14 protein-coding genes and 1 rRNA gene are annotated in these 13,284 nt (G+C 70.8%); 9 read left to right on the top strand and 6 right to left on the bottom strand.

The window, feature by feature from the left end; translation table 11 throughout:
- The first annotated feature begins 50 nt into the window (after nucleotides 1–50).
- The gene (gene rsgA / locus AB0J53_RS23455; protein ID WP_364176448.1) at nucleotides 51–1,091 is read left to right on the top strand and encodes a ribosome small subunit-dependent GTPase A; all 1,041 of its coding nucleotides are present in this window, start codon (nucleotides 51–53) and stop codon (nucleotides 1,089–1,091) included.
- Between the two features lie 14 nt (nucleotides 1,092–1,105).
- Here rsgA and AB0J53_RS23450 read toward each other — a convergent pair whose 3' ends face one another.
- Nucleotides 1,106–1,552: a DUF4442 domain-containing protein gene (locus tag AB0J53_RS23450; protein WP_364175690.1), complete on the bottom strand. Its 447-nt coding sequence runs from the start codon at nucleotides 1,550–1,552 to the stop codon at nucleotides 1,106–1,108.
- Nucleotides 1,553–1,667: 115 nt separating this feature from the next.
- Here AB0J53_RS23450 and hisN point away from each other — a divergent pair, with 115 nt between their 5' ends.
- Nucleotides 1,668–2,462 carry a histidinol-phosphatase gene (hisN, locus tag AB0J53_RS23445; protein WP_219500813.1) on the top strand — a complete coding sequence of 265 codons (795 nt, stop codon included), beginning with the start codon at nucleotides 1,668–1,670 and terminating at the stop codon, nucleotides 2,460–2,462.
- Here hisN and AB0J53_RS23440 read toward each other — a convergent pair.
- Both AB0J53_RS23440 and AB0J53_RS23435 read right to left on the bottom strand, forming a co-directional pair.
- Entirely contained in the window at nucleotides 2,440–3,225 is a 786-nt protein-coding gene (locus AB0J53_RS23440; protein ID WP_364175687.1) for a fructosamine kinase family protein, read from the bottom strand. The genes hisN and AB0J53_RS23440 overlap by 23 nt on opposite strands.
- A complete protein-coding gene (locus tag AB0J53_RS23435; protein WP_364175684.1) occupies nucleotides 3,212–3,694 on the bottom strand; it encodes a low molecular weight protein-tyrosine-phosphatase in 483 nt (160 codons plus the stop codon). The genes AB0J53_RS23440 and AB0J53_RS23435 overlap by 14 nt, the downstream gene beginning before the upstream one ends.
- A gap of 111 nt (nucleotides 3,695–3,805) precedes the next feature.
- Here AB0J53_RS23435 and pstS point away from each other — a divergent pair, with 111 nt between their 5' ends.
- From pstS to AB0J53_RS23410, 5 genes are read left to right on the top strand one after another with little or no spacing between them, the layout of a single operon-like run.
- Nucleotides 3,806–4,912 carry a phosphate ABC transporter substrate-binding protein PstS gene (pstS, locus tag AB0J53_RS23430; protein ID WP_219519807.1) on the top strand — a complete coding sequence of 369 codons (1,107 nt, stop codon included), beginning with the start codon at nucleotides 3,806–3,808 and terminating at the stop codon, nucleotides 4,910–4,912.
- A 6-nt stretch (nucleotides 4,913–4,918) separates the two neighbouring features.
- The gene (pstC, locus tag AB0J53_RS23425) at nucleotides 4,919–5,899 is read left to right on the top strand and encodes a phosphate ABC transporter permease subunit PstC (protein WP_219519810.1); all 981 of its coding nucleotides are present in this window, start codon (nucleotides 4,919–4,921) and stop codon (nucleotides 5,897–5,899) included.
- Nucleotides 5,896–6,771 (top strand): phosphate ABC transporter permease PstA, encoded by an 876-nt coding sequence (pstA, locus tag AB0J53_RS23420; protein ID WP_219519814.1) that lies wholly within the window; start codon nucleotides 5,896–5,898, stop codon nucleotides 6,769–6,771. The genes pstC and pstA overlap by 4 nt, the downstream gene beginning before the upstream one ends.
- A gap of 15 nt (nucleotides 6,772–6,786) precedes the next feature.
- Nucleotides 6,787–7,563: a phosphate ABC transporter ATP-binding protein PstB gene (gene pstB, locus AB0J53_RS23415; protein WP_219519817.1), complete on the top strand. Its 777-nt coding sequence runs from the start codon at nucleotides 6,787–6,789 to the stop codon at nucleotides 7,561–7,563.
- A gap of 23 nt (nucleotides 7,564–7,586) precedes the next feature.
- Nucleotides 7,587–8,285, top strand: a complete 699-nt coding sequence (locus AB0J53_RS23410; RefSeq protein ID WP_364175678.1) for a response regulator transcription factor — start codon at nucleotides 7,587–7,589, stop codon at nucleotides 8,283–8,285.
- Here AB0J53_RS23410 and AB0J53_RS23405 read toward each other — a convergent pair.
- Together AB0J53_RS23405 and AB0J53_RS23400 are read right to left on the bottom strand one after the other, a co-directional pair.
- Nucleotides 8,254–9,210 (bottom strand): serine hydrolase, encoded by a 957-nt coding sequence (locus tag AB0J53_RS23405; protein ID WP_364175675.1) that lies wholly within the window; start codon nucleotides 9,208–9,210, stop codon nucleotides 8,254–8,256. The genes AB0J53_RS23410 and AB0J53_RS23405 overlap by 32 nt on opposite strands.
- Nucleotides 9,211–9,243: 33 nt before the next feature.
- Nucleotides 9,244–10,131: a phenylalanine 4-monooxygenase gene (locus tag AB0J53_RS23400; RefSeq protein ID WP_364175672.1), complete on the bottom strand. Its 888-nt coding sequence runs from the start codon at nucleotides 10,129–10,131 to the stop codon at nucleotides 9,244–9,246.
- A gap of 127 nt (nucleotides 10,132–10,258) precedes the next feature.
- On the opposite strand from AB0J53_RS23400, the gene AB0J53_RS23395 reads away from it, so the two are divergent.
- Nucleotides 10,259–10,711, top strand: coding sequence for an Lrp/AsnC family transcriptional regulator (locus AB0J53_RS23395; protein ID WP_364175669.1), 453 nt, complete (start codon nucleotides 10,259–10,261; stop codon nucleotides 10,709–10,711).
- 818 nt (nucleotides 10,712–11,529) lie between these two features.
- Nucleotides 11,530–13,026, top strand: coding sequence for a PQQ-binding-like beta-propeller repeat protein (locus AB0J53_RS23390; protein ID WP_364175666.1), 1,497 nt, complete (start codon nucleotides 11,530–11,532; stop codon nucleotides 13,024–13,026).
- Nucleotides 13,027–13,192: 166 nt separating this feature from the next.
- Here the strand turns inward: AB0J53_RS23390 and rrf are convergent.
- A 5S ribosomal RNA gene (gene rrf / locus AB0J53_RS23385) occupies nucleotides 13,193–13,284 on the bottom strand; the annotation flags it as partial.

Raw genomic sequence — 13,284 nt, 5'->3', positions numbered from 1 at the left:
GTGAGGGGCGACGGCGGACGAGGATCGAGCGAGCACATGGGAGTGGACCGCTGAGAAAGCGGGAGTACGACGAGGACGACGTGCGGGTCAGGCCGGGCAAGGGTTCGAGGCCGCGGACCCGGATTCGGCCTGCGCACGAGGATGCCGTTGAGGGGTTCGTGGTCGCCGTGGACCGGGGCCGCTACACGACGCTGGTGGAGCCGGAGCGGGCCAAGGGCTCGGCGGCCAAGCGCAGGCAGCAGGCGTCCAGGCTGGTCGTGGCCATGAAGGCGCGGGAGCTGGGCCGTAAGGGGATCGTGGTCGGCGACCGGGTGGCGCTGGTGGGCGACGTGTCGGGGCAGCCTGACACGCTGGCCCGGGTGGTCCGGGTGGAGCCGCGGACGTCGATGCTGCGGCGTTCGGCGGACGACACGGACGACACGGACGGGATCGAGCGGCCGGTGGTGGCGAACGCCGACCAGCTCGTGATCGTGACGGCGCTGGCCGATCCGCCGCCCCGGCCGCGCATGATCGACCGCATGCTGGTGGCGGCGTTCGACGCGGAGATCGACGCGCTGCTGTGCCTGACGAAGTCGGACCTGGCGCCGCCGGACGAGCTGGTGGCGCTGTACGAGCCGCTGGGGGTCCCGCATGTGGTGGTGCGCAAGGGCGGGGCACTGGACGAGTTGCGCGAGCTGCTGACGGGCCGGATCAGCGTGCTGGTGGGGCATTCGGGAGTGGGCAAGTCGACGCTGGTCAACAGCCTCGTCCCGGACGCGAACCGCGCGGTGTCGCATGTCAACGCCGTGACGGGCCGGGGGCGGCACACGTCCACGTCGGCTGTGGCGCTGGAGCTGCCGGAGGGCGGCTGGATCATCGACACGCCGGGGGTGCGGAGTTTCGGGCTGGCGCACGTGTCCGTGGAGACGGTGCTGGCGTCGTTCCCCGACCTGGTGGAGGGCACGGTCGACTGCCCGAAGGGGTGCACGCATCTGGCCGACGGCTGTGCGCTGGACGCCTGGGTGGCGCAGGGGCACGCCGATCCGGCGCGGCTGGAGTCGTTGCGCCGTCTGCTCTCCAGCCGCGAGGGCGCTCCGGACGACCCGGCCTGACGGCGGAGAGCCGGTCAGGCGCGGTTCGGCCGGAGGGTCCAGGTGACGGTGAGGGTGGCGACGGTGGTGCCGCCGGCGTCGCGCACGTCGACCTCGACACCGAACTCGGCCCGCTCGCCCGCGTCGAGCCGGGCCACGACGTCCGCGCGTTCGGCCCGCAGGTGCGCCTCGGCGGTGATCTCGCCCTTGGCGAGCTTGACGTAGCGGACGGCGGAGGTGGCGACGAGCGGGACTGCCCGGTCGAGCTGGTCGCCGAACACCGAGAGCATGGCGGCGCCGGACGCCGACTCGGCGAGCGTGAACATGGCTCCGGCGTGCGGTCCGCCGATGTGGTTGTGCAGGTCCGGCCGGTCAGGCAGCACGCAGGTGGCGCGGCCGTCGCCGGTCGAGGAGAACGTGATGCCGAGGGTGCGGGCGAAGGGCACCGTCTGGAGCAGCAGGTCGCCGACGTCGAGTGACATACCTCTTACCCTACTGGCCGGTAACCACAAGACCCACGCCTGGAACGGGACTTACCAGAAAAGGCGCGCCCGTCGCCTGATGCTCGGCATACCCGGCACGGTAGCGTGGCTGTCCGTGCAGGGTTACAACGACGATCTACGCCTCGCGCATGTCATGGCGGACGCCGCCGACGACCTGACCATGCGCCGGTTCAAGGCGGTCGACCTCAAGGTCGAGACGAAGCCCGACCTGACTCCGGTCAGCGACGCCGACCGGGCCGTGGAGGAGGCGATCCGGGGCACGCTGCGCCGAGCCAGGCCGCGTGACGCGGTCGTGGGCGAGGAGTACGGCGAGACCGGCTGGGGCGCCAGGTCGTGGATCATCGACCCCATCGACGGCACGAAGAACTACGTGCGCGGCGTCCCGGTGTGGGCGACGCTGATCGCGCTGATGGAGTACGGCAAGGTCGTCGTCGGCCTGGTGTCGGCCCCGGCGCTGGGCCGCAGATGGTGGGCGGCGGCCGGGGGCGGCGCGTGGACCGGCAAGAGCCTGACCAAGGCGAGCCGGATGCGCGTGTCGCAGGTCTCGACGCTGGAGGACGCCTCGTTCTCCTACTCCAGCTTCGGCGGCTGGGAGAAGATCGGCCGCCTGGACAACTTCCTGGACCTGGGCGGCGCCTGCTGGCGGACGCGGGCGTACGGGGACTTCTGGTCGCACATGATGGTCGCCGAGGGCTCGGTGGACGTGTCGGCCGAGCCGGAGCTGTCGCCGTGGGACATGGCGGCGCTGACGGTGATCGTCGAGGAGGCGGGCGGCCGCTGGACCGACGTGTCGGGCGTGCGCGGCATGGAGGGCGGCAGCCTGGTGTGCACGAACGGCCTCCTGCACGACGAGGTCATCCACCGCCTCACAGCGCCAGCACGTTCCTGACGGCCGCCATCAGCCCGTCGCGGTACGCGCCGCCGTACAGCACGACGTGCACGAGCAGCGGGTGGAGCTGGTGCAGCGGCACCCGCTCCCGCCAGCCGTCGGCGAGCGGCGCCTCCTCGCGGTAGGCGCCGAGGATCCGGTCCAGGTACGGGGCGCCGAACAGGGCGAGCATGGCCAGATCGGTCTCACGGTGCCCGCCGTGCGCCGCCGGGTCGACGAGCACGCCGGTGCCCGCCGACCACAGCAGGTTGCCGCTCCACAGGTCGCCGTGGATGCGCGCGGGGGGCTCGGGCGCACCGGCGACCTCGCCGAACCGCTCGACGGCGCGCTCGATCAGATGAACGTCCCGTGAAGCGAGCCGCGCCCGCCGTACGAACGGCAGGACGCGGCGGGTGGCGTAGAAGGACGGCCAGTCGGGCGCGGCCGAGTTGTCCATGGGCAGCTCGGCGATGAAGCCCGGCCAGGGCGCGCCGAAGGCGGGCGCCCCGGCGCGGTGCATGCGGGCCAGGTCGCGCCCGAAGCGTTCGGCGGCCCCGGCGGTGGGCGACTCCTCCTCCACCCACGACAGCACGAGCCGGTCATCGGCGGCCTCGATCACCTCGGGGACCGTGACGGCCTCGCCGAGCCAGCGCAGCCCGGCCGCCTCGGAGGTGAACACCGGAGAAACGGCCCCGATCTTGGCGAAGACCACGCGCCCGTCGTCGAGCACGCCCCGCTGCAGCCGCCACCCGTGGGACGCGCCGAGGTCCTCAGCCGATCTCATCGGCGATGTGGTCGGCCACGCCCTCGGCGGCCGCCTCGACCAGCGCGAGGACTTCCACGAAGCCCTCGTCGCCGCCGTAGTAGGGGTCGGGGACCTCGGCGCCGTCGGGGGCCGCCGGGTCGAAGGAGCGGAACAGCCGCACCTCCACCCCGGCGGGCGCCATCCGGCGCAGGAACGCCTGGTTGTCGCGGTCCATGGCAAGGACCAGGTCATATCGGTCGAACCAGTCACGGGTGAACTGCCGGGCGCTGTGGTCCGCGCCGTCGTAGCCGTGCTCGGCCAGGACGCGCAGGGCCCGCTCGTCCATCGGCCCGCCGGCGTGCCAGCCGCCGGTGCCGGCGCTCTCCACGATCACCCGGTCGGCCAGGCCGCGATCGGCCACGACCTTGCGGAGAACCGACTCGGCCATCGGCGAGCGGCAAATGTTTCCCATGCATACGACACATACGCGGTACGTCAGTGAGGTCATGTCTTCAATCATGAGGTGTTCACCGTCCGTTCACCCTCGTTAGGGGATCGAGTCACCTTGGCTGCATAGCTTCGTGGACGTCTAAGGATCGAAGTGGGAGAGGAACCCATCGTGAAGTATGCAGGCCGGCTCGCCGCCGTCGCCGTCGTCGGCGCGCTCTCGCTCGCTGCGTGCGGCACAGATAACAACTCGCCGGCTGGCAGCACCAGCTCGGCCGCCGCCACCTCCGCCGCGAGCGGTGACAGCAGCCTGAGCGGATCGATCAACGCCGCCGGCTCCTCGGCCCAGGCCAACGCGATCGACCAGTGGAAGAAGGACTTCCAGGGCGCCAACTCCGGGGTCAGCGTCAACTACCAGCCCAGCGGTTCGGGCGCCGGCATCCAGGCGTTCATCGCCGGCACGGTGGCGTTCGCGGGTTCCGACTCGGCGCTGAAGGAGGACGAGCCCGCCCAGGCCGACGCGCGCTGCAAGACCGGCAAGGCCATCAACATCCCGATGGTGACCGGCCCGGTCGCGGTGGTCTACAACCTGCCCGGCGTCGAGGGCGTGCAGCTGTCGCCGAAGACGCTCGCCGGCATCTTCAACAGCAAGATCACCAAGTGGGACGACCCGGCCATCAAGGCCGAGAACCCCGAGGCGCAGCTTCCCTCGACCCCGATCCAGGCGTTCCACCGCTCGGACGAGTCGGGCACCAGCGACAACTTCACCAAGTTCCTCAAGGCCACCTCCGACTGGCCGTACGAGCCGGGCAAGGCGTGGCCGGCCGAGGCCAAGGGCCAGGGCGCCAAGGGCTCCGACCAGGTCGCCGCCAGCGTCAAGGGCACCGAGGGCGCGATCGGTTACGTCGAACTCTCCTACGCCGAGAACTCCGAGCTCCAGAAGGCCAAGGTGGCCAACGGCAGCGGCGAGTTCGTCGAGCTGACCCCGGAGAGCGCGGCCAAGACGGTCGAGACCGCCGAGATCACCGGCACCGGCAACGACCTCAAGCTCTCGATCGACTACGCCACCAAGACGCCGGGCGCCTACCCGATCGTCCTGGTCACGTACGAGATCACCTGCGAGAAGGGCCTGCCCGCCGAGGACGCCAAGCTGGTCAAGGCCTTCCTGACCTACACCGCCAGCGACGCGGGCCAAAAGGCGCTGACCGACCTGGGTTACGCCCCGCTGTCGGGCGACCTGCTGGTCAAGGTCCGCTCCGCCGTCGAGGCCATCTCCTAGTCACCGATGACGACCAAAGTCGAAATTCGCGAGGGCGGACCGGCCACGAGCCGGCCCGCCCCGCGGCGCACCTCCAGTGAGGGCCTGTTCCGCTGGCTGTCCACCGGTTCGGGCATCGTCCTGCTGGGCATCATGGCGGCCATCGCGGTCTTCCTCGTCGCCGAGGCGATCCCCGCGCTGTCCGCCAACAAGGCCAACTTCTTCACGGAGCTGACCTGGGACCCCAACGGCAGCCTGGTGTTCGGCATCGGCGCGCTCGCGTTCGGCACCGTGCTCAGCTCGGCGATCGCGCTGGTCATCGCCACGCCGGTCGCGGTGGGCGTCGCGCTGTTCATCTCCCACTACGCGCCGCGCAAGCTGGCGGCGGGCCTGGGCTACCTGATCGACCTGCTGGCCGCGGTGCCGAGTGTGATCTACGGCCTGTGGGGCGTGGCGTTCCTGGTGCCGCTGCTGAAGACGCCGTCGGAGTGGCTGAACGCCACGTTCGGCTGGTTCCCGCTGTTCGCCGGTGACGGCGCGATCGGCGGCAAGACCATGCTCGCGGGCGGCATCGTCCTGGCGATCATGATCCTGCCGATCATCGCGGCCATCTCCCGCGAGGTCTTCCTCCAGGCTCCCAAGATGAACGAGGAGGCCGCGCTCGCCCTCGGCGCCACCCGCTGGGAGATGATCCGGATGGCCGTGCTGCCGTTCGGCCGTCCCGGCGTGATCAGCGCCGCGATGCTCGGCCTGGGCCGCGCGATGGGCGAGACGATCGCGGTGGCGCTGATCTTCCCGGCGACGTTCGGCATCAGCTTCCAGATCCTCACCCCGCAGGGCAACAGCATCGCCGCCAACATCGCCAACGGCTTCGGCGAGGCGGGCGACATCGGCCGGGGCGCGCTGATCGCCTCCGGTCTCGTGCTGTTCGTCATCACCCTGCTCGTCAACATGGCTGCTCGCATGATCATCAACCGACGCAAAGAGTTCATGAAGGCCGGCACATGACCACCATCCAGCACATCTCGACCGGCCGCCGGGTCAAGGACCGCATCGTCCAGGGCCTGGTCTATCTGGCGTTCGCGCTGGCCGTGGTGCCGCTCGTCTCCGTGCTCTGGCTGGTGATCTCCAACGGCCTGGCGCGCTTCGACATGGAATTCCTCACCCACTCGATGCGCAACATCGGCGCACGCGACGCGGGCGGCGGCGCCTACCACGCCATCATCGGCACCCTGGAACAGGTTCTGCTGGCCTCGGTGATCTCGGTTCCGATCGGCCTGCTGACCGCCATCTACCTGGTGGAGTACGGCAACGGCGGCCGGCTCAGCCGGGCCATCAGCTTCTTCGTCGACGTCATGACCGGCATCCCCTCGGTGGTCGCCGGTCTGTTCGTGCTGGCGTTCTGGATCCTGTTCCTGGGCATGCCCTACTCGGGTTTCGCGGGCGCGATGGCGCTGTCGATCCTGATGATGCCGACCGTGGTGCGGTCGGCCGAGGAGATGCTCCGCCTGGTGCCGGGCGACCTGCGCGAGGCCTCGTACGCGCTGGGCGTGCCCAAGTGGCGCACGATCGTCAAGGTCGTGCTGCCGACGGCGCTCACCGGCATCATCACCGGCGTCATGCTGGCCGTGGCCCGGGTGGCCGGCGAGACCGCGCCGCTGCTGCTGACCGTCTTCTTCACCGACTCCATCAACAACGACCCGTTCAGCGGGCCGCAGATGGGGCTCCCCCTCTTCGTGTTCGACCAGGCGGCGCGTCCCAACGACACCGCCATCGACCGGGCCTGGACCGGAGCCCTCACGCTCATTCTGATCGTCATGCTGTTCAACCTGGTGGCGCGCCTGATCGCCTGGTGGCGCTCGCCCGCCAGGGGCCGATAGGGGGAACTCCGCGACATGTCCAAGCAAATCCAGGTCTCCGGACTCGACGCCTACTACGGCGGGCACAAGGCCATCGAGGATGTCTCGATGACCATCGAGCCGCGCTCGATCACGGCCTTCATCGGCCCGTCCGGGTGCGGCAAGTCGACGTTCCTGCGCACCCTCAACCGCATGCACGAGGTCATCCCGGGCGCGCGAGTCGAGGGCAAGGTGCTGCTCGACGGCGAGGACCTCTACGCCCCCACGGTCGAGCCCGTCTCGGTGCGCCGCATGATCGGCATGGTCTTCCAGCGGCCCAACCCGTTCCCCACCATGTCCATCTACGAGAACGTGGCCGCCGGCCTGCGCCTCAACGGCCGCGTCTCCAAGTCCGAGATGGACGGCGTGGTCGAGGAGTCGCTCAAGGGCGCCAACCTCTGGAACGAGGTCAAGGACCGGCTCAGCAAGCCCGGCGCCGGCCTGTCCGGCGGTCAGCAGCAGCGGCTGTGCATCGCCCGCGCGATCGCGGTCAAGCCGCAGGTGCTGCTCATGGACGAGCCCTGCTCGGCCCTCGACCCGATCTCCACGCTGGCGATCGAGGACCTGATGGCCAAGCTCAAGGACGACTACACGATCGTCATCGTCACCCACAACATGCAGCAGGCCGCCCGGGTGAGCGACCGCACCGCGTTCTTCAACCTGGCCGAGCAGGGCAAGCCCGGCAAGGTCATCGAGATGGACGAGACCTCCCGCATGTTCACCAACCCCTCCGAAAAGGCCACCGAGGACTACATCACCGGGCGCTTCGGCTGATGATCGACCAGGCGGCAAGCACGGTGAACGGGGATACGCGGACGAAACCCGTACTCCTCATCGCCGACCCCGATGCCGAGGTCGTGCAGGATGTCGCCGCCGCCCTCGAACGCGAGGGCGTAGCGGTCACGGGCGCCCCCGACGGCGCCCAGGGGCTGCTCCAGGCAGGCGCGCTGCAGCCGGACGTGGTGCTGGTCTCGGCGACCCTCCCGGTGATCGACGCGGTCGACTTCGTCCAGGCGGTACGGCGCTCCCGGGTCGTGCCCGTCCTTCTCGGCGTCGGTGAGGGGCACGCCGAGCAGGCGGTGCGCGCGCTCGCCGCCGGCGCCGCCGCGTGCGTGGCGCGCCCGTACCGGGTGCCGGAGCTGCTGCCGTTCATCCACGCCGCGTCCCCGGAGGCGCGCAAGGTGCTCGCCGTCGGCGGCGTGGAGCTGGACGTGCACGCCTATCAGGTACGGGTCGACGGGCGGGTCGTGCATCTGCCGTTGCGCGAGTTCGAGCTGCTGCACTATCTGATGCGCAACGCGGACCGGACGGTCACCCGCGAGCAGATCATGCGCCACGTGTGGCACGCGGCGGCCAGCACGTCGACCAACACGATCGCGGTGCACGTCAAGCGGCTGCGGGCGCGGCTGGGCGACGACGACGACCGGCTCATCCAGACCGTGCGCGGCGTCGGCTACCGGCTGGTCACGCCCGGCACTTCCGGAACGACCGCATGATCCGCGTGGTCACCCCTTCGACGGTCGCGATCCCGTAGCCGGCCTCCGGGCTGCCCTCGGTGAGCACCGCGATCGCGTAGTCGTGACCGCGGGCGCGGAGCAGGCCGGCGCTGACGACGGCCCAGCGCTTGGTCGAGACGCGCTTCAGCCAGCCGTTCTTCAGCGCCACGCGGTCGCCCCGGCACCTGGCGGCGCTGATGCCCCAGTTCTGCCCGTCGATCACGCCGCCCATGAGCCTGAGCACCTGTTCGCGGTCCGCGGCGGGCAGCGCACTGCGCTCCGCGACGAGCGCCCGCATGAGCCGGACCTGGTCCTCGGCCGACGTCCGGGTGATGCCCCAGCAGTAGAGGTCGACGCACGAGCCGGGCACGCCCGCCGTGTGGCGCAGGCCGAGCTTCCGTCCCGCCCGGGTGAAGCCGGGCGCGCCGCCGATGCGCAGCCACAGCCGGTCGGCGGCGTGGTTGTCGCTGTAACGGATCATCAGGTCGGCGTCGCACCTGACCTGCGCGGGAAGCTTCTTCCACGGGGTGCGCAGCAGCAGCGCGGCGAGGATCTGGACCTTGGCGGTGCTGGCGGTGATGAGCCGCTCGTCGCGGTGATAGCGATACTGCCTCCCGGTGGTCAGGTCCTTGACCATCGCGGTGACGGGCCCCGGCCGGCCGGCCAGGAAGCGGTCCAGCAGGGCGGTGACGCGCTTGGCGTCGACGCGCGGCTCCTTGCGGCGGGCCGCCCGCCTGCCGCCGGGCGCGGGAACCGGCGGCCCGAGCGCCTCGGCGGCCCGCCCGGGGCCCGTCACCGCGCGCGTCACGCCCTGCCGGGGCGCCGCGGCGGCGGCGCCGGTGGGGAGGCTCGAGACAGCGTGGGGAGTCAGCAGGGCGAACGCCAGGACGATTCGTGACAACGCGCGCCCCGGGCCCGCGATCATTCGAGCATTATCACGAAATGTCAGGCTGGCGCGCTAGGAGCTGGTGGCGACCAGTTTCGCGATCGAGTCGTCGTCGCAGGTCGCCCAGAAGTCACCCACGACGTCCTCCAGGTGCCCGAGCGAGTCGGCCTGGAACAGCACGTCCTGATATTTCGTGATGTCGTAGTGGGTGGTACCCATGGCCGCCACGTCCAGCGGCCGGATGTCCATCCCCCTGAACTCCTCGATCTCCCCGTACGAGGACAGAATCCCCGCCCCGTACGCCCGCAGCTCGCCGCCCTCCCGCATCACGCCGAACTCCAGCGTGAACCAGAACACCTTCGAGACGAACTCCAGCGCCTCCTCGCCCTCCACCCGGCGCGCCGCCTGGCCCGCCAGCCGGTAGAGCGCCGCGTAACGGTCACTGGCCAGCGCGTTGGCGTGCCCGATCACCTCGTGCACCACGTCCGGCTCCGGCGTGTAGAACGGCACGGAATGGTGGCGGATGTACTGCGTCGAGTGGAAGTACCCGTCGGCCAGCACCCCGTAGAAGTCACGCAGCGGCACCAGCCCGGCCGCCGGCAGGTAGCGGAACCCGGTGAGCGGTTCGAGCAGCTCGCTCACCTCCTGGAGCTGCGGGATCCGCTCACGCGGCAGCCCCAGCCGCTCGACCCCGGCCAGATACTCGGCCGTGGCGTAGGCGCGGTGCTTGACGCCCAGTTCCCTGGTGACCAGCGCCCAGACCTCGTGCTCCTGCTCGGTGTACTCGGCGAGGGGGATCGGCTCCCCACGCCGATGGTTGACGGCCAGCCCGGCGATCGCGTTGCGCCGCGCCCGATACACCGGATCGGCGAACCCCGGGTGCGACGAGGCCAGCTCGACCACCACCGAGCCGTCGTCCTGGGTAGCGATCGGGGCGAAGTACTGTGCTTCCTCGAACATGTCTCAGATGACAGCAAGTCCCCCGATCCCTGGCAAGAGCGCGCAGTTTCCCTGCGCGATACGCTGGATTTCGTACGACTTTTGCTGGTATTTCTAGTCGAATCGCACAGCCTTCGAGGAGGCCGCCGTGGACGATCTCGACGCCCGACTGCTCGTCACCATGCGGGCCCACCCGCGTGTCGGCCTGACCGAGCTCGCCCGCCTGCTCGGCGTCGCCCGCGGCACCGTACAGGCCCGGGTGGACAAGCTCACGGCCCGCGGCGTGATCCAGGACTTCGGCCCCACCGTGTCACCCGCCCAGGCGGGACACCCCATCCTGGCGTTCGTGTGGCTGCAGATCGCCCAGGGCCGGCTGGCGGAGGCCGTCGAGTCGCTGCGCGCCGTGCCGCAGATCCTGGAGGCCCACGGCACCAGCGGCCAGCACGACCTGCTCTGCCGCGTGGTCGCCACCAGCACCGACCACCTGCAGGAGATCATCGCGCACATCCTGACCTCCCCCGCCGTGCAGCGCACCGACTCCACGATCGCCCTCTCCACCCAGATCCCGTACCGGATCGAACCCCTGCTCCAAGCCCGCTGATAGCATCCCCCCGGCCCTCGCCGCCGTCGGCCGTGAGCCGCGCGGGGCTGCCCCGGTGCCCGTCACCAGGAGCTCACCGCCCTGGGCGAGGGCCGTGGCCGGACGCCCGCCGCGCACCCGCCACGCCAGGAAGCAGCACACCTGATCGGGGACACCGCATGACCAACCCGCCCACCCCCGCTGGGGACTTCGGAGGGCCCCCGGGGGACGACGCCACCTCGCCACCGGTCCTGGACGCCACCTCGTTCCCGGTCCTGGGCGCCGCCTCGCCCCCGGTCCTGGGCGACCCCGGGACCACGCCCCCCGCCGGCACCAGGCCACCCACCGACACCACACCATCCACCGACACCACGCCCCCGGACTCGCCCGCCCCCTGGTCACCCCCGGACCAGCCTGGCGAGCCCCCGCAGACACCGTGGTCCGCCCCCTCGTCCCCACCGCCGCCCTTCCCCCCACCCCACGGAACACCACCTCCCCCGCCACCCGGCCAGCCGTCACCGCCGGGGCACATCGCCCCGCCGCCGTCCGGCCAGCCGATGCCGCCCGGGCACGTCGGTCCGCCCCTGTTCGGTCAGCCGATGCCGCCACCGCCGGGGCAGCCGTCTCCGCAGCCGTGGAACCCGTACGGGTCGCCACCATCGCCCAACGCCGGACCGCCTCTGCCCCCGCCCCCACAGGGACCGACCCCCTACGAGCCCGCCCCGTACGTCGCCGCCTCCCACGAGCCCGCCCCGGACGGCGCCGCACCCGACAAGCCGGCCCCGTACGAGCCTGCTCCGTACAAGCCAGCACCGTACGAGCCTGTCCCGTACGGGCCTGTGCCTCCGAACGGCGGTCCGCCCGCGTACCGGCCACCCGCAGCCCGGGAGACCGCCCCGCGCGGCTCGGCCCCGCAGGCGCAGCTGTACCTCCGGGGCAAGGCGGGAACGGCTCGAGGCCAGGGGCCGTGGGGCGGCCAGCCCCAGCAACCGCCTCGGCGCAAGGGCAAGACCGCCCTCATCGCGACCTTCAGCGCACTGGCGCTGCTCGGGACGGGCGGCGGCATCGCCTGGTACGTGACGCAGTCCGGCACCCCGAACCCGGTGGCCGCGACCAGCCCCGACCCCCAGAAGCCCGAGGAACCGAAGAAGGCCGAGCCCGGGGTGCCCGAATGGTCGGTGCCCCTCGCCGGGCACGGCACCATGGACTTCACCGCCGGCATGGCATTCGCTAGCTGGCTGACCGACACCACGGTCATCAGAGCCCAGAAGGACGCCGTCCTCGCATACGCCCTGAACACCGGCAAACAAGCCTGGAACCTCCCCGCACCCGGCAAGCAGCTCTGCGGCGCCACCCCGGAGCTGTCCGAGAACGCCGCCGCCATCGCGTACATGACCGACGGCCGCTGCGACCAGCTCGCCGGTCTCGACGCCGCCACCGGCAAGCTCACCTGGAAGACCGGGATCTCGTCCGAGAAGAGCTCCCTGAGCGGATCGCTGACGGTGCCGACCATCATGTCGACGGCGAACATGGCCGTCGTCCAGGTCGACGACACGCTCACCAGCTACCGGCTCTCCGACGGCGGCAATGCCTGGACCTGGTCCCCCCGGAAGGGCTGCTACCTGAAGGACGCCAACTCCGCCCCCGACCGCGTGGTGGTCCTGCTCGACTGCGATGGCGGCAAGCGCAACAGCGTCCAGGTCCTGCACCCGGCGACCGGCCGCGTCGCCGGCAAATACCCCATCGGCGACATCCCACTGATGAACGGCGTCCTGTCGGCGAAGCCGATCGTCATCCATCGCAAGGCCCGCAGCGGCGACGTGTTCACGGTGTACGCGTCGACGGGCAAGGTGAGCGAGTTCAACGCGGGCAGCGCCGACATGCGCACGCTCAACAGCGTCGCGCTCGTCCGGGGCGGCCACGAGCGCCGCTCGTACGCGGTGCACGGCGACCGCCTCTACCTGGCGACCAAGCTGGAGCACCTGCCCAAGGACGGAGGCGGCTACCGCAACAAGGCTCTCGCCTTCGACCTCAAGACCGGCCGCCGCCTCTGGCAGTCGACGGGCACCAGCAAGACGACGCTCTCCTTCATCCGCGCCGACGAACAAGGACTCCTGGCTCTGGAAGTCGGCGACTGGCGCGAGCTCGCCCCCCGCCTCGTCCGCTTCGACCCCGCCACCGGCAAGGCCCAGGAACTCGCGACGCTCCCCCTGAAATACGGCACCGAGGCCGACCGGGGCCAAGTGTACGAGCGCGACGGCGCGGTCATCATCGTCCCCTGGACCTCAGTGGTCAGCAAGAACGCGGTCAGCTACATCGACACGAACCAGTCCTGACCAACCGACTCCGTACGTGGTGACGGACCGGGCCGGTAGTTACGCCGGGCCCGTCACCACTAGAAGCCGGCCCTGAAACACGAAAAGGCTCCCAGTCTCCTGGAAGCCTTATCGTAAACGCAGAGAGGGCCCCGACACTGAATGTCGGGGCCTTCTCTAAAAAATTGTCCGGCGGTGACCTACTCTCCCACACCCTCCCGAGTGCAGTACCATCGGCGCAGGGAAGCTTAACTTCCGGGTTCGGAATGTAACCGGGTG

The sequence above is a fragment of the Nonomuraea sp. NPDC049725 genome (assembly GCF_040674795.1).
In the GTDB taxonomy this organism is placed as follows: domain Bacteria; phylum Actinomycetota; class Actinomycetes; order Streptosporangiales; family Streptosporangiaceae; genus Nonomuraea; species Nonomuraea ceibae.
Note: the sequence above shows the minus strand (reverse complement) of the source record. Positions and strands in the feature narration are given on the sequence as shown.